17 protein-coding genes are annotated in these 14,715 nt (G+C 47.5%); 4 read left to right on the forward strand and 13 right to left on the reverse strand.

The genetic code is table 11. The features are described from left to right. The first annotated feature begins 7 nt into the window (after positions 1-7). Positions 8-271 carry a hypothetical protein gene (locus PGS38_RS15090; RefSeq protein WP_055219147.1) on the forward strand — a complete coding sequence of 88 codons (264 nt, stop codon included), beginning with the start codon at positions 8-10 and terminating at the stop codon, positions 269-271. Positions 272-418: 147 nt separating this feature from the next. Here PGS38_RS15090 and PGS38_RS15095 read toward each other — a convergent pair whose 3' ends face one another. The 3 genes from PGS38_RS15095 to PGS38_RS15105 form a co-directional block, all read right to left on the reverse strand. Next, positions 419-1,375, reverse strand: coding sequence for a D-2-hydroxyacid dehydrogenase (locus tag PGS38_RS15095; protein WP_118659452.1), 957 nt, complete (start codon positions 1,373-1,375; stop codon positions 419-421). Positions 1,376-1,550: 175 nt separating this feature from the next. Then, positions 1,551-2,336: a hypothetical protein gene (locus tag PGS38_RS15100; protein WP_117802479.1), complete on the reverse strand. Its 786-nt coding sequence runs from the start codon at positions 2,334-2,336 to the stop codon at positions 1,551-1,553. 490 nt (positions 2,337-2,826) lie between these two features. Further along, complete coding sequence (locus PGS38_RS15105; RefSeq protein ID WP_055226889.1) at positions 2,827-3,525, reverse strand: 5'-methylthioadenosine/adenosylhomocysteine nucleosidase; 699 nt, start codon at positions 3,523-3,525, stop codon at positions 2,827-2,829. A gap of 304 nt (positions 3,526-3,829) precedes the next feature. Between PGS38_RS15105 and PGS38_RS15110 the strand changes: the two genes are divergently transcribed. Beyond that, on the forward strand, positions 3,830-4,072 hold the full coding sequence (locus PGS38_RS15110; RefSeq protein WP_022461364.1) for a TIGR03905 family TSCPD domain-containing protein: 243 nt from the start codon (positions 3,830-3,832) through the stop codon (positions 4,070-4,072). 184 nt (positions 4,073-4,256) lie between these two features. On the opposite strand, the gene PGS38_RS15115 is transcribed toward PGS38_RS15110, so the two are convergent. The 3 genes from PGS38_RS15115 to PGS38_RS15125 all read right to left on the reverse strand — a co-directional run bounded on the left by PGS38_RS15115 (position 4,257) and on the right by PGS38_RS15125 (position 8,008). After that, on the reverse strand, positions 4,257-5,879 hold the full coding sequence (locus tag PGS38_RS15115; protein WP_022461365.1) for an MBL fold metallo-hydrolase RNA specificity domain-containing protein: 1,623 nt from the start codon (positions 5,877-5,879) through the stop codon (positions 4,257-4,259). A gap of 646 nt (positions 5,880-6,525) precedes the next feature. After that, entirely contained in the window at positions 6,526-7,023 is a 498-nt protein-coding gene (locus PGS38_RS15120) for a DUF6147 family protein (protein WP_117762038.1), read from the reverse strand. Positions 7,024-7,081: 58 nt separating this feature from the next. Next, the gene (locus PGS38_RS15125; RefSeq protein WP_270476399.1) at positions 7,082-8,008 is read right to left on the reverse strand and encodes a DUF4367 domain-containing protein; all 927 of its coding nucleotides are present in this window, start codon (positions 8,006-8,008) and stop codon (positions 7,082-7,084) included. Positions 8,009-8,118: 110 nt separating this feature from the next. Between PGS38_RS15125 and PGS38_RS15130 the strand changes: the two genes are divergently transcribed. Then, positions 8,119-9,186, forward strand: a complete 1,068-nt coding sequence (locus PGS38_RS15130; RefSeq protein ID WP_022461936.1) for an undecaprenyldiphospho-muramoylpentapeptide beta-N-acetylglucosaminyltransferase — start codon at positions 8,119-8,121, stop codon at positions 9,184-9,186. A 3-nt stretch (positions 9,187-9,189) separates the two neighbouring features. Here PGS38_RS15130 and PGS38_RS15135 read toward each other — a convergent pair whose 3' ends face one another. After that, positions 9,190-9,645 (reverse strand): RNA polymerase sigma factor, encoded by a 456-nt coding sequence (locus PGS38_RS15135; RefSeq protein ID WP_330670655.1) that lies wholly within the window; start codon positions 9,643-9,645, stop codon positions 9,190-9,192. Between the two features lie 32 nt (positions 9,646-9,677). After that, positions 9,678-10,094 carry an HIT family protein gene (locus tag PGS38_RS15140; protein ID WP_172680766.1) on the reverse strand — a complete coding sequence of 139 codons (417 nt, stop codon included), beginning with the start codon at positions 10,092-10,094 and terminating at the stop codon, positions 9,678-9,680. A gap of 203 nt (positions 10,095-10,297) precedes the next feature. On the opposite strand from PGS38_RS15140, the gene PGS38_RS15145 reads away from it, so the two are divergent. Next, positions 10,298-10,981, forward strand: coding sequence for a two-component system sensor histidine kinase NtrB (locus tag PGS38_RS15145; protein WP_055219129.1), 684 nt, complete (start codon positions 10,298-10,300; stop codon positions 10,979-10,981). Here PGS38_RS15145 and PGS38_RS15150 read toward each other — a convergent pair. From PGS38_RS15150 to PGS38_RS15170, 5 genes are all read right to left on the reverse strand, one after another. Then, complete coding sequence (locus PGS38_RS15150; RefSeq protein WP_226906363.1) at positions 10,956-11,630, reverse strand: rhomboid family intramembrane serine protease; 675 nt, start codon at positions 11,628-11,630, stop codon at positions 10,956-10,958. The genes PGS38_RS15145 and PGS38_RS15150 overlap by 26 nt on opposite strands. Before the next feature lie 307 nt (positions 11,631-11,937). Continuing rightward, positions 11,938-13,407: a DUF6382 domain-containing protein gene (locus PGS38_RS15155; RefSeq protein ID WP_118640919.1), complete on the reverse strand. Its 1,470-nt coding sequence runs from the start codon at positions 13,405-13,407 to the stop codon at positions 11,938-11,940. 16 nt (positions 13,408-13,423) lie between these two features. Continuing rightward, positions 13,424-13,849, reverse strand: a complete 426-nt coding sequence (locus PGS38_RS15160) for a TadE/TadG family type IV pilus assembly protein (RefSeq protein ID WP_243004587.1) — start codon at positions 13,847-13,849, stop codon at positions 13,424-13,426. 2 nt (positions 13,850-13,851) lie between these two features. Beyond that, complete coding sequence (locus PGS38_RS15165; protein WP_022461943.1) at positions 13,852-14,283, reverse strand: prepilin peptidase; 432 nt, start codon at positions 14,281-14,283, stop codon at positions 13,852-13,854. Positions 14,284-14,478: 195 nt separating this feature from the next. Beyond that, positions 14,479-14,715: zinc ribbon domain-containing protein (locus PGS38_RS15170; protein ID WP_270476401.1), on the reverse strand; the 237-nt coding region annotated here is incomplete at its 5' end.

Genomic DNA, 14,715 nt, shown 5'->3' on the forward strand with positions numbered 1-14,715 from the left:
TTTTAATATGTTTCAGATGTGGGGAAAATTAGTGGAAAACAATCATATTCTTCAGGATCTTACCGTCTGCATCGACGATGAGGATACCAGAACGCACAAGGTCTTCCGTGCGCTCGATGAAATCTGTGATGCCTGGAATCTGGCTAAGCCGATCTGGCTCGATACGAATATTTCGGAGTTTAAACGGAGATCGAAAACGCGGTTCACACAGGATAATTTTATTGAATCGCTGGAGTTTGATTATCTGGAAATTCAGATTACAGAGGAATAATGTTCTCTCGTTTTTGCAGCGAATAAAGCAAATGCAAAAGCCGGGCATCCGGCGGAACTTGGGAGCGGCTGTTCTTGCAGTCCCCTCTGCGGTTCCGTCGGATGTCCGGCTCTTTTTATGTATTTTGTCCCTGGATTTGTATCCCTTTTATACCACGCGGTTTTCCATGCCGCCTTCCAGGTACGAAGCAATATTTTTCTGCACCAGCCCGATCAGGCGCGTGCGGGCTTCCTTCGATGCCCAGGCGATGTGCGGCGTGATGTACAGGCGGTCGTCGTCCGCCATTTTCAGTAACGGACTGTCACTGCGGATCGGCTCGCTGGAAAGTACATCGAGCGCTGCTCCGGCGATCAGGCCCTCGCGCAGGGCACAGCAGAGGTCACGCTCATTCACGATCGAGCCGCGGCCGACGTTGATCAGAATTGCGTTCCGCTTCATGTTGGCAAACGTTTCGATATTCATCAGGTTCTCGGTCGCCTCATTTAACGGGGCGTGGATGGAAACCACATCAGAATCCTTCAGCAGACGATAGAGATCGACCCGCTCGTAGTCCGGATCGTCGTGTGTACCGGAGGTGGAGTAATAGATCACACGGCAGCCGAATGCCTGTGCAATCGAAGCCACTTTTCTGCCGATCGCGCCAAGGCCGATGATGCCCCACGTCTTGCCCTCCAGCTCGGTGAACGGTCTGTCCATGCAGGTGAAAAGACTGCTGGCGGCGTAGCTGCCGTTTTTTACGTAATCATCGTAATAACGGAGTTTTTCTGCCAGATAGAAGTACATCGCAAAGGTGTGCTGGGCCACGCTGACGGTGGAATAGCCGGCGACGTTCGTCACGGCGATGTTGTGGCGCTTCACATAATCGAGATCGATGTTGTTGATGCCGGTTGCGGTGACGCAGATCAGTTTCAGGTTCTCCGCGCCGGACAGGGTGCGGCTGCACATGCGCACCTTGTTGCAGATGACGATATCCGCCTCCCGCACACGCTCCGGGCATTCCTCCTCCGTTGTTTTTTCATATACTGTCACTTCTCCAAAACGGGAAAAGCCGGACAGATCCATGTCCTTTCCCAGTGACTCTGCCTCAAGAATTACAAGTCTCATGTTGGTTCCTCCTTTTGCAGATGATGATTCTGCTTTATCCGGGAAAGCAGTGCCGCCTGTCTGTTTTGAAAGACGGCACTGCCTGAAATATTTTTATCTTAGATACCTGCGGACTGCCGATTCGGAAATATGGTCATGTCGATATGCCATGCTCCCCGGCCTGATCCCCTGGTATTTACACGTATTCGCTGATAATCTCCCTCATCAGCTTCTCTTCCTCGGGCGTCAGCATTCCGGCAAACCTGCTCTCGGCCGCGGCGGTCTGGCGGATGCCCTCCCTGACTTTCGAAATCCTCGCTTCTTTTTCCGGATCTGCGAACAGTTCATTCCGCTCTTTGGCGGACTCGCTTCCCGCAGTCTGCGGTTTTGCTTTCGCCGCTCCGGTTCCTGCCTGTGCCATGGTTTCCGCCTGCACCGGCTGCCGTTCGGTCTGCTGTACGGTTTCCAGCACCGCACTCTGTTTCGTCGCTGCAAACTCATTTTCCAGATAGTCTGTCCAGCCGTTCAGCAGAATTTCCTCTTTTCCGCCGAAATCCAGACAGAGTCGGAAAAAGACAAGGCCTCCGGCGAGCGCGGTGCCCGTTCCGAGGTAGCGCATCAGCTCCGCCTCTCCATAACGGTATCGGTAGATCGCCCACAGCGAAAGAATCGACAGCGCCAGAACCGTGAGGATCATATTCTGGCTTCCGCGCAGAAGCGTCGGGACTGCCATTCCCGCTGACCTGCCCTGTGCAATCTGGCTGCGCATAAACGCCCCGGCATTCGAAAAGGGATGCGCTTTTCTCTGACACGTTTCCAGCACCGACCTGGTCCATTTCGACTTTGGTTCCTTCAGCCTTCCGAGATCGCGGATGGCCCGGGTGTAGAAACGGTTATTCCAGAACAGGCACCACACACCGGCGATTCCTGCTGCTATCATTGCGTATAAGAACACATTTTGTTTCACACAAAACTCCAGCATTCTTATTCCCCCTGATGATTTTTGAATTTGCCTGTCATGATCATATGCCGGTGCTTCCGTTGCGGTGCATCGGCGGATGCCGCGGCAGAATTTGCGCGCACAGGATTCTTCCGCTGGCATATCGGCAGTGGAGACGTGTTACAGTTCACAGGTACCTGGGAACTGTAACATTCGCAGCCCTCATTGAAAATTTTGCTTCGCAAAAGGAGGGCTGCTCACACCTGAATCACTTTCTTACGCAGCAAAACAGCAAGTGTTTTACTGCTGAGCAATCCGTAGTGAGCATCTTCTTGTTCCGATGTGCCACAGTATAGCACTGCCGGAAAAATTTGGAAACAAAAAACGTTCGTCAAATTCTTTGTGATTCTGTGCTTTTTCGCGTGAATTTTTATTTTTCGTTCCTTCAGGGGACTGCTTTCGTGCCGGTTCGCGTGGTTTCGCTGGTTTTCGCCTGCCCGTTTGTCGATTTTTTCTTCTTGCTTTTTTTAGATTACAGGCGTTTTACCATTTCCTGCAGCAGGTTGACACAGTGGCGGGCTGCCTCGCTCTCAAAGGTCGGGTAGTCCATTGTTGCGCTGTCGTCTGCTTTGTCGGAGATGGCGCGGAGTACGACGTATGGAATCTTGTTCAGATAAGCGCCCTGCGCAATCGCAGCGCCCTCCATCTCGGCGCAGGAACCGTTGAATTCCTCGATCAGATGGTTTTTCACTTCTTTGCTGGAAATAAACTGGTCACCGCTGACCACGCGTCCGCGGAATACCTGGATTTCCGGATTGACTTCCTTGCAGACTTCCTCTGCCACCTCTGCGAGGTGCTCGTCTGCCTGGAAGCTTAAAACACCCATCTGCGGAATCTCGCCGAGCGGGTATCCGAAGATGCGCACATCCATGTCGTGCTGAACAGCATCGGTCGAGATGACGATATCGCCGATGTTGATTTCATTCCGCAGGGAGCCTGCAATTCCGGTGTTGATGACACAGTCCACGCCGTAATCATCTACAAGAATCTGGGTGCAGATACCGGCATTTACTTTGCCGATTCCGCTGCGCACAACAACCACTTCTTTTCCGTTCAGGTAACCGTGGTTGAACTCCATGGATGCTTTCGTGCGGATTGTAACATCCGTCATCATTTCCTTTAAGCTTGCAACTTCAACTTCCATTGCACCGATGATTCCGATTAACTTCATGTTTATGATATCCTCCAATAACTTTACATGTACTCTCCGATTCTTTCTGTTCTTGCTTTTATGAAATCATTTTTGTCAGCGGTCAGCCGCTAAAGTAAGAACGGAAAACTCCGGGAGTCCATTTTCTTTTCCTTCTGGTTTCTTTGTAATTCCTGTTACAGTATACAATAAATTTTGGATCTGTGGTATCTTTTTTCTTTGCTGTTTTCGTAATCTATGATATAATAGCAGGAACCGAAGAATTATCGTGGCTGAAGTTCACGATAATGTTCTAATTTTTTATTCACAAAGGAGGATCTTATCGATGGAATATACAACAAAAGGTACCTGTTCCAGAAAAATTCTGTTTGAGGTAGAAGACGGTAAAGTACACAACGTACAGTTCGTAGGCGGATGCAACGGAAACACACAGGGTGTTGCAAGACTCGTTGAGGGCATGGACGTAAACGAAGCCATCTCCCGCATGAAAGGCATCGACTGCAACGGACGCGGAACATCATGTCCAGACCAGCTTGCAAAAGCACTGGAACAGGCTATCCAGAAATAACTTTTTTTACGCTTGCTCTTTTTTATTATAATAACTCCCCGGGGAATGCTCACCCCGGGGAGTTTGTAATTTATCCACTTCTGTTTTTTCTTTTCTGATGCAGCACAGCTTCCCTGCCGCCTGCTTTCTTCCGGTTTTTCTTCTATATTAATAGCACAGTCTTTCTTCCAGCCACCGGACTGCTTTATCTGTCCCATTTGTCGCAGAGACTGTTGATCTGATCGGCAAATTTCGAAAGGTCTTTGTTAGCACCGCCTTTGTTTCTTGTAATGACGGTGAGCAGCCGCTGACCAGCCGCAACGAGACGATCGAAGACGGCATTTCCGCTGCTTCTCGTGCGCAGTGTTCCAGCGTTTGCCGTTGTTTCCTTCTGGATCGGAATGCCAACGGTTTTTTCGATGAATTCATTTTCTTTCAGGTCAAATACCGTGCCGGAGAACGGAGCCATCGCCGGGTAGCGGAATTCGTCCCACAGTTTTTCTGCAAAAATTTCCGTTACTTTATCTTCGCCGTGCGTTACGAAAACGCGGTCCGGTTTTGCCTGCAGACTGCCCGCCCATTTGAGCAGTCCTTCCTGATCTGCGTGGCCGCTCATGCCCGGGAACTGGATGATGTGCGCGTTCACATGAACCTCTTCCTGGAACAGTTTCACCTCCTTCGCGCCTCCGATCAGCGCCCGTCCCAGTGTACCGACGGCCTGATAGCCGACGAAGAGAACCGTACTCTCCTGCCGCCAGAGGTTGTGCTTCAGATGATGCTTGATTCGGCCTGCATCGCACATGCCGCTTGCGGATATGATGACCTTCGGGGTTTCGTTGAAGTTGATGGCTTTCGACTCATCGGATGTGATCGAGAGCTTTAAGCCCGGAAACAGAATCGGGTTAATGCCCTGTGCAAGGAGCGCTGCAGCATCGGAATCGTAGCACTCTTTCTGATGATCGCGGAAAATATTGGTTGCCTCAACGGCAAGCGGACTGTCCACGTAAACCGGGAATTCGCCGTGGCCGTGAACCAGATGTTCTGCCTTAATTTCACGAATAAAGTACAGCATCTCCTGCGTTCTTCCAACAGCAAACGACGGGATCACGAGGTTGCCGCCGCGGTCGAGCGTTTCCTGAATGATTTTTGCCAGCTCCGGTACATAATCCGGTTTCGGACCGTGGCTCCGGTCACCGTAGGTGGATTCCATAATCACGTAATCAGCGCTCTCTGGGTACTCCGGGTCGTTGATCAGCGGCTGATGGATATTTCCGATATCACCGGAGAAGAGCAGTTTTTTCGTCACACCGTCCTCTGTCAGCCACAGCTCAATGGATGCGGAGCCGAGCAGATGACCGGCATCGAGGAAACGGATCTGAATGCCGTCCGATAGTGTCACACGCTGATGATACGGAATGCCCTCCAGTAAGCGGATCACGCCGAGGGCATCCTCCATTGTGTATGGTGTGACGTAATCTTCTTTTCCCGCCCGGCGGTTTTTGCGGTTCCGCCACTCGGCCTCGGCGAGCTGAATGTGTGCGCTATCGCGGAGCATGATGTCCGAAAGCGCTACCGTCGCCGGGGTCATATAGATTGGACCGCGGAAGCCGTGTGCATACAGCAGCGGCAGATTTCCGGTGTGATCGATGTGCGCGTGCGTGATCAATACGAAATCCAGCTGGGATGCTGGAACCGGAATCGGCTTGTTTTCATAAATATTCGGTCCCTGCTCCATACCGCAGTCCACTAAAAACTTCTTCCCGGCAGCCTCCAGATAATAACAACTGCCCGTCACTTCATGTGTTGCTCCAAGAAATGTAAGACGCATAAGATGCCTCCTGTTCTCCCGTTTTGTTCGGGGACAAAATGTTGTCACTGCGGGTCAAATCACGCGTTATGCGTTTGGCCCGTTATCGCGGCAGTCGTCAAGTTCTCATGCCAGCATGGTCTTTGACGCGTTGTCCGCGAAAATAATCTGAAATTCCTTTTGTATTTTATGCTTATTCTCTCTTTTTTGATTATTATAGCATAATATCTGGCAGATTCCAACGGAATTTTAAGGCAGATTGCACAACAATCTTGATATTTTTGTTCAATTATGGGCATCGGCCGCCGGAAGTGCATAGAAAAGAGGCACCGGTATTCCTGCAGTAATACCGATGCCTCACTTATCGGGGCCAGCCGATGTTCCGTATGATCACTCACACGCTGAACATAGTAACACATGATGACTCAGATCTGTGTTGTGGTTGGAAAAAGGAATTTCGACGCGTTGAAAATCCTGAAAGATCTGCGTTTTCGTCTTAATATATTCATTGTTATAAGGTTTCTATAGGGGACTGGCCCCGTGGGGTTTTAAAGGGATGAGGGAGTTACAAATTACTGGTTTAAAAATTGATTTTATTTGTTTGCAGTTCTCTCTTGTGCTCATAAAACAATGATTTGTTTGTTTTGTTTAATTTTTAGATATTTCGTTATCCAATATAAATACCGTTGGTTCTACTACCTCCGTTTTCAGTGACTCCATTCTTTGTGCAGGAATGATATCCTCTTAAACGATAATAATAGCCTTTTTCTACTTTTACTTCTTTACTGAAATACAGAGAATTTGTATTATAGTCTACATTTTCCCATTTTTTGTAACTATAAAAATCCTCACTTCCACTAGAGCGTTCTAAATATACATTTAATTTTACTGTGTTGCAACTTACATTGCATTCTGTTCCACCAAATATTCCTACATAACCATTTCCATTGTTAGTAATTCTTACAGTTCCCTGATGTAAATACGTACTTCTAGCTACGCTAAGATATTCTCCTGATGACTCCTCTTCATTTGTTAAAATGGATCCATCTATTGTATTTCCTAAATAATCCAATGTTCCTGCTTGCACATTGATGGTATTTAATGTTAAAGACAAAACAAACATTACACAAAAGAGTAAGTTCTTCAAGTTCATAACCTTTTTCATACTTCCTCTTTCCCCTCGTCCTCATCTACATTTTATATACGTGTAAATCATATAATTATTACAAGTTATACTGCATTTCATTCAATATTTTTAATAACTCTTCTTTCGCAATTTGCCCACTCAATTCATAATAAACATCTTTATAACGCCACTTTACATAATAGTTCTTTTCATCATTTTCAGATATTGTTCCCATTTCAATATCCAATATGTTATCAAACGTTTCTACCTCAACATTTTCACTATCTTGCCAATCACTTTGTGACAAATCATTCTCATTTGCTGATAATCGAAAATAAATTTCTTTTTCACCATATTTGTATTGGATTATAGCCAGCTTAGTTTCTTTAGATATGTATGTTCTGTTATACTCCATGCCCTTTGGAATGTAATAAAATTCTGGAACTTCTATGTGCAAATTCTCCCTTATTTCCTTCTGTGCTTCATCTAAACTTCCCGTCGAATATTTTCTCGTCTCACCATTGTCTGTTCCTGTTGAACTCCCTGCATTCCAAACTCCATGTACACTCTCCACCAGTCGAATCCGATTCGCCTCGCTCGTCATACTAGCTCCAAAAACGCAAGCCCCCACAACCAACACAACACCAGCCGCTTTCGCCGTCCGTACCCAGTGTTTTGTTGTTTTCGCTCTCTTCGCAATCTTCTTCTGTCTCTCCGCCTGCTTTTCGCGTTCTGCCTTTCTCTCCACGATCTGGCGGCGGATCTCCAGTGTTTTTTCTGTCGGATTCCCTTCCGCGTCCGCGAGTCCTTCCTTCTGGAGGCGCTGCTGGAAGCGCTCGTACATTGCGTTCAGTTCTTCCTCTGAAAGCGCAGGCGCAGCCTCCTGTTCTGTTGCTGTGTTTCCTTCCTCTGCCTTTACAACTGCCGATTCCCCTTCCACCGTTTTCGAATCCGCAGCCATTTTTTCTTCCATCGTCTGCTCCAGTTTCTTTTTCAGCTGTTCTTCTTTTTCTATCTTTTTCATCTTCTTCCGTTCCTCGGCATTTTCCATGTTGTAACCGCTCTTGACTTTTTTTCTTCTTGAGGGGATAATAAAAGCCAAATGATATTATCAAATTCCAGGGAGGAATTCTCATGAAGCATATTGTTCTGACAGGCGGAGGTACCGCCGGCCATGTTACCCCGAATATTGCCCTGATTCCAAAATTAAAGGAAGCAGGTTATAAAATCTCTTATATCGGTTCCTACGACGGTATGGAGCGCAAGCTGATCGAAGATCTCGGCATTCCGTATTACGGAATTTCATCCGGAAAGCTGCGCCGCTACTTCGATCCGAAAAACTTTTCCGATCCATTCCGCGTCGTAAAAGGCTACTTTGAAGCAAAAAAACTGCTCAAAAAGCTGAAACCAAACGTTGTCTTCTCCAAAGGCGGCTTCGTTTCGGTACCGGTTGTCCTTGCCGCCAAAGCATGTAAAGTCCCGGCGCTCATCCATGAATCGGATATGACGCCTGGCCTGGCAAATAAGCTGTGTATTCCGTCCGCTGCAAAGGTCTGCTGTAATTTCCCGGAAACCGTTAAATGTCTCCCGGAAAACAAAGCCGTTCTGACCGGAACGCCAATCCGCCAGGAACTGCTGTCCGGCGATGCACGGGAAGGCCTGAAGTTCTGCGGATTCAATGCCGCAAAACCGGTTATTCTCGTCATCGGAGGAAGCCTCGGTTCCGTCGCTGTCAATAATGCGGTCCGTTCTATTTTACCAGAACTTCTGAAAGATTTCCAGGTGATTCATCTCTGCGGTAAAGATAAACTGGATGCATCCTTAAATGGTACCGAAGGTTACGTTCAGTTCGAGTACATCAAAGATGAGCTCCCGGATCTCTTCGCCGCAGCAGATCTGATCATCTCCCGCGCCGGCGCAAATGCGATCTGCGAAATCAGTGCTCTGGCAAAACCAAACATTCTGATTCCGCTTTCTGCCAATGCCAGCCGCGGAGACCAGATTTTAAATGCGCGTTCCTTTGAGCGTCAGGGTTACAGTAAAGTTCTGGAAGAAGAATCCGTGAATGCGCAGACTCTTCAGTCCGCAATCCGTGAGGTTTACGAAAACCGTCAGACCTACATCAATGCGATGAAGAAGAGCAGCCACACCGATTCCATCGGCCGCATCCTTTCCCTGATCCAGGAATGCGAACGCAAATAGTAACTACAGAAATCCCCTTTCTCTGGCTTTGTCAGCAAAGTGCTGGCAAAGCCATTTTTTCGTCCGGGTCATTTTCACCCGCAGATTTCCTATGGTGATACCCATTTCGGATGCTACTTCCTTTTCCGAACGCTCATGCACCTTGATTTCACGCGTAATATAATAACCCGATTCATCATGATCTTTCAGTGCATCCATCACTTCCCGAAAAAAATGATTTCTCTCCTGCTTTTCTTCCTCTGCAAGCGTCGGAAGTTCCATCTCTTCCGCCCGAAGATCCTCATCCAGCGCATCAATATTCAGGTACAGTTTCACCATCGTTTCCTGTGCGATATCATCCGCATCGGCTTCATTGTGTACCACCTGCATTGCGGCTGAATAGGCTGTCATTACATACTTTTTATATATTTCTGAAAAGTTATTTTTGTCCATTGTTCTCCGCCCCTGTTCGTCTGTCATTGATTCTTTTTCTGGCTGCTGACAGCCTTTTCTCAGGCCTTCAGCTCTGCCGTCACGCTCTCAATGATCTGCTCTTTTACCGCATCCTCGAGAGTTCCCTGCTTCCATGCAGCAATACCGGCATTGTCACCTTCATATCTTGGAATCAGATGCATATGGAAGTGGAATACCGTCTGTCCTGCTGCCTCACCATTGTTCTGTACCAGATTGAAGCCATCAGAATGAAGCGCTTTCGTCATGGCCGTCGCCATTTTTTTGCCGAGAATCATTGCTTTCGCTGCGGTTTCATCCGGAATTTCATAAATGTTTGCAAAATGCTGTTTTGGAAGAATCAGCGCATGTCCTTTCGTTGCCGGTCCCTGATCCAGAATGACACGGAACTCATCGTCCTCATACAATGTCGCGGTTGGAATTTCTCCGTTTGCTAATTTACAAAAAATACAATCCATGATCTTTTTCTCCTTTACTTTTTTTAATTCTTCTGTTGTTCCGAATCCCGTTCTGCACGGTTCCGAACAACTCTATTTTCTCACTATTTGTCGAAAAATGTCAAATAATGCAGAACGCTTTTTGTTGCGCGCTCCCCCTTTTCAATGCTAAACTTTTGCCTAATCAAAAATCATTACCTACGCATCATAAGGAGGATACGGCTATGTCAAAAGAACCAACAACCAATTCACAGGGCTTATCGGAAGAATGTCACGCTATGATTTCCCGGATTTCACATGAGGTTCGAAATCCTGTTGCGGTTATCCACAGCTTTCATCAGCTTCTTCTTTTAGCGCATCCGGAGCTTTCCAACGATCTCTATTTTCAGAAAATCCAGGAAAATATGGCTTTTCTGAACTCCCTGCTCGATGAGCTCTCCTGCTATAATCATTCATATCGGGCGGTACGCGCTTACGTGAATCCTTATCTTCTGCTCCAGAATCTCTGTGCCGATACCGGCGTTCTCCTCGAAAAACAACAGGTTTCCATTGAACTTGTCAAGGAATCTGCCATTCCGCGCTTTGCCCTTGATACCACGCAATTTCGTCAGCTTTTTCTGAACCTGATCCGAAATGCGGCGGAAGCAATGCCTTCCGGCGGAACGATCAAAATCTCTCTCTGTTTCGACGGTGACTTTCTGACCATCCGTGTGCAGGACACTGGCTGCGGAATCCCCGCCGAGGATCTGCCGACTCTCTTTGACCTTTTTGTCACACATAAGAAAAACGGAACCGGCCTTGGACTTGCCATCTGCAAGGAAATTGTAACCGCACACGACGGCACGATTTCCGTTTCTTCCGTTCCCGGGGAAGGAAGCACCTTTACGGTCGTTTTCCCCTTTTCCTGATCCTTGCCATTCCCGGATAGAGAACCGCCATCAGGACTGCACCTGCCAGAAAACCGCCGATGTGTGCGAAGTTGTCCACATTTGAAGACTGGAATCCGACCAGCAGCGAAAGGACAGCCATGACGGCCATCCTCCGGAAGGTGAGATCCTCCAGCCTTCCTTTCCGAAATGCCAGAAGAACAAGCATCGCTCCGACAGCAGAAAAAATCGCTCCCGAAGCGCCGGCGGAAACTGCCGGTGCTTCCCCTGTTTTCATCAGGGACAGTTCATGCAGATACGAGCACAGATTTCCGACGAGTCCGCCGCCCAGATAGATGACCAGATAACGGATCTTTCCAACTGCGCGTTCCAGGTAATCCCCAAGGAACAAAAGAAGCAGCATGTTGTTGATCAGATGCTGGATGCCAAAGTGAAGAAACATACTCGTAAACAGGCGATAGTATTCTCCGCTCTCAATCAGCGGCGCATACGCCGCACCGCAGTCCATCATATGTCTGGAGCTCTCTGTCCCTCCGGTCAGTGTGACTGCAAGGAATACCAGAATATTGCATACGACGATGACCAGATTGATGCTGTTTTTTGACCTCTTCCACATACGGTCCACGATATCTTCGTTCGGATCGTAACTGTTTTTCCTTTGTTCTTCCATTACATCATTTCCTTATCTGTGCTATTTTTTTATTATAATTTAATTCACTTGTAAATGCAAGAAATCGTCAAATTTTTTTCTTTTTTGATAAACGTTTTTCGACAATTATTGACGCTTCACGACGGCTTTCGACGTTTTATGACATTATTTTTTACATTATTTCTTTTTTTAATTTTATGCATAATTTTCTTTTCTATAATATTTTTGTTTCATTCGCATAACTTTTTTCTTCGATCATTCTGGCATATTAAAAATAACGCATCCAGCACTTTCTCCAAATCGAAAAAGTGTAATGCGTCATTTTTCTCTAATTTCTGTTTTTCTCTCCCGCCTTATACCGGTATTTCTTCCCGGCAAATGAGATATCGTCTCCATCCTCCAGCTTCTTTTTTGTCTCGCCCATCAATGGAACGCCATTCACCGTTGTTCCGTTCCGCGAATTCAGATCCAGCAGATAATCTCCCTCTTCTGTACTGACCAGCTTTGCGTGAAGGCGGCTTACCGTACGGTATGGCAGAATTACATCTGCCGCCGCTGACAGTTTTCCAATCAATGTGCTTCCGCGTTCAATCGGAATCAGCGGAAGATCAATCGGATCTATCGGAATCAGATATGCCCTTCCCTCATCCTCCGGGCTGGTCAGCAGTTCCGTTTTTCCAAACAGATCCTCTTCATGCCCCTCCAATTCCATCAGGCTGTGCATCTTTCTGTTTTCCTGTTCTTCATTCTTTTCCCATGTTTTCTCTTTTTCGACTGAGGAATCCCTTCTCCATCCCTGCTGTTCTGTATCGCTTTGCGGATTCCATGTTCCATCTTTCTGTTTTAAGCCCTTCCGATTCTGATATTCCGAAAATACATCTCCTGTTTCTCCTTGTTTCCGGATTCCTGCGGCCTTCCCATAGCTTCCTGTTTCTGTTCCCGACTGCCGCTTTTTCCATCGGCTGGCAAGTTCCAATGCCAGACTTACAATTCCCACAACAGCCGCCGCTCCTCCCAGCACCAGATACCAAACAGTTTCGGCCTGTGTCCACCGCAGTGCCAGCACACCTCCCAGAAATCCGATGCAGATCACTGCTTCCACAATATTTTTCCAGCGTCCCTCATCCTTTTCTTCCGCCGCTTCCACTTCTTGTTCTTCCCAAAGTGTTTCCTCCATCTGTACAGGCGGATTTTCTTCCCTGGGACGCTCTTTTCCCTCCTGCTCCGTCGTTTCTTTCTTCTCTTTCCCTGTCTGATATAAGAGTGCCTGAATCATCTCAACCGAAAAGATCTCCGCCGAAATCTCCCGATACAGTCCATACCCGAGTACCACCGCATCCTGCTCCTGGTGATCCAGCTTCGGCAGCAGATATTCCATCAGCTCCCGGATCTGCTTCTGAAAACAGCCTGTGTGTCCCTGCTTTCCCGGCAGATAACAGAAGGAAAAGTTCTCCAGATTTGCATCTGCAAAAACCAGCTCCGGCTGCAGAACGAGGCCGTCCGGTGCAAGCAGGTACTGCCCCAGTTCTTCGAGAAGATCCAGCAGCTGTTCAAACAGTTTCCGCAGCGCCTCCGCCCCAATCGAGCGCTGTTCAAACACACTCTGAAGTGACTGCCTTGATGTCACCTCATAGTAAAACAATGTTTTATCATCCATTTTCCCGATTTTGCAGTCCAAAAGCCCTGGGATTGCGTTTGTCAGCAGCATACGGATCTGATACGACGCCGTGTCCGGCTCTTTTTCCTCCTGTAAAATAACATACGTATGGTTCAAATCTCTTTTATAATCAATCTGCATTTCTCCGCTTCCGTCCTTACTTCTGGTTCCAGATCTGTTTTACTGCCCGTATCTTCCGGATCGTTTTCACCGGATTGTTTCTCCTGATTTCACTCAAAACCGAATATTCCCACGCGTTCCGGCTCCAGATTGGCAGAATGTTTCCTTCTGCTTTTATCTGAATCTCTTTTTCTCTGCACACCGTCTGTACGGTCACCGGTTCAGCCGGAAGCGGTATCTGGGAAATCCACCATTCCATCCGGCTTTGGGCGGCTGCCTCTCCTTTTTCCACAGACAGGCGGCCTTCACTGGCGGCAAGCATTGTGCTTTCATATGCCGCAAATGTATACCAGCTCCGTGCGTGCACAAAAAATGTCAGCGACAGCAGAAGAAAAATCACCATCAGAACAAGCGGCACGACCAGAACTGCCTCTACCGTAATACTTGCTTTTCTCATTTTCACTTTCAAAGCATTCCGCACCTCCCCACAAATCCAAGCAGCAGAAACGGCACCAGCGGTATAGAATCCTGTTTCCGTATTTTCTTCCGCATCAGAAGAACTCCGCAGAGTACCGAACAGAGAATGAGTCCCAGCGTCAGAACGCCGAACGTCTGCCCAAATCCCAGCCAGATTCCAACCGTCAGAAGCAGAAGGCCGTCCCCGTATCCCACCTGTTCCCGTGATATATAACTGAGCGTCAGAAATCCTGCTCCCGGCAGCAGGGACAGCAGCCATTCCAGCCACGATGTCTGTTCCACCAGAATCTGCCATCCAATGCCTGCAAGGAATAAAACACCGGTCAGGACAAGGCTGATCTGCCGTTTCCTCACATCCATCCCGGCAAGAATCCCAAGATACAGCAATATAATTGCACTCTTTACTTCTTCCTGATACACAGCCGCGGCCTGCCACTCAAAATGTGATTAAATATACTTATCACATCGAGATAATGTAAGTTCTCACGAATCTTACTTACTGCTTCAGTGTGTATACTTTTGATTGACCGAAATCATATCTACTCGTAGGTCCATGTACACTCCACAGTCGTTAATTCCCGAAATAGCCTTCGGTACATACTTACATTTGCTTCCTTATGCAATCTTGTAAGTTTTTACGTCCCTCAGATTCAGTGCCGCATTGAAATCCCTGTCTTCGACATAGCCACAATGACATCGAAATGTTCTATCGGAAAGTTTTAAATCTTTCTTGATCGTTCCACAACAATGGCAGATTTTTGATGATGGATACCATCTGTCTGCAACCCGAAGTTCAATGCCATTTTCTTTGCTTTTCGCCTTCAGTTTTATTCTGAATTCGTAAAACTTCTG

Source organism: Fusicatenibacter saccharivorans (assembly GCF_027667425.1).
Taxonomy (GTDB): Bacteria; Bacillota; Clostridia; order Lachnospirales; family Lachnospiraceae; genus Fusicatenibacter; species Fusicatenibacter saccharivorans.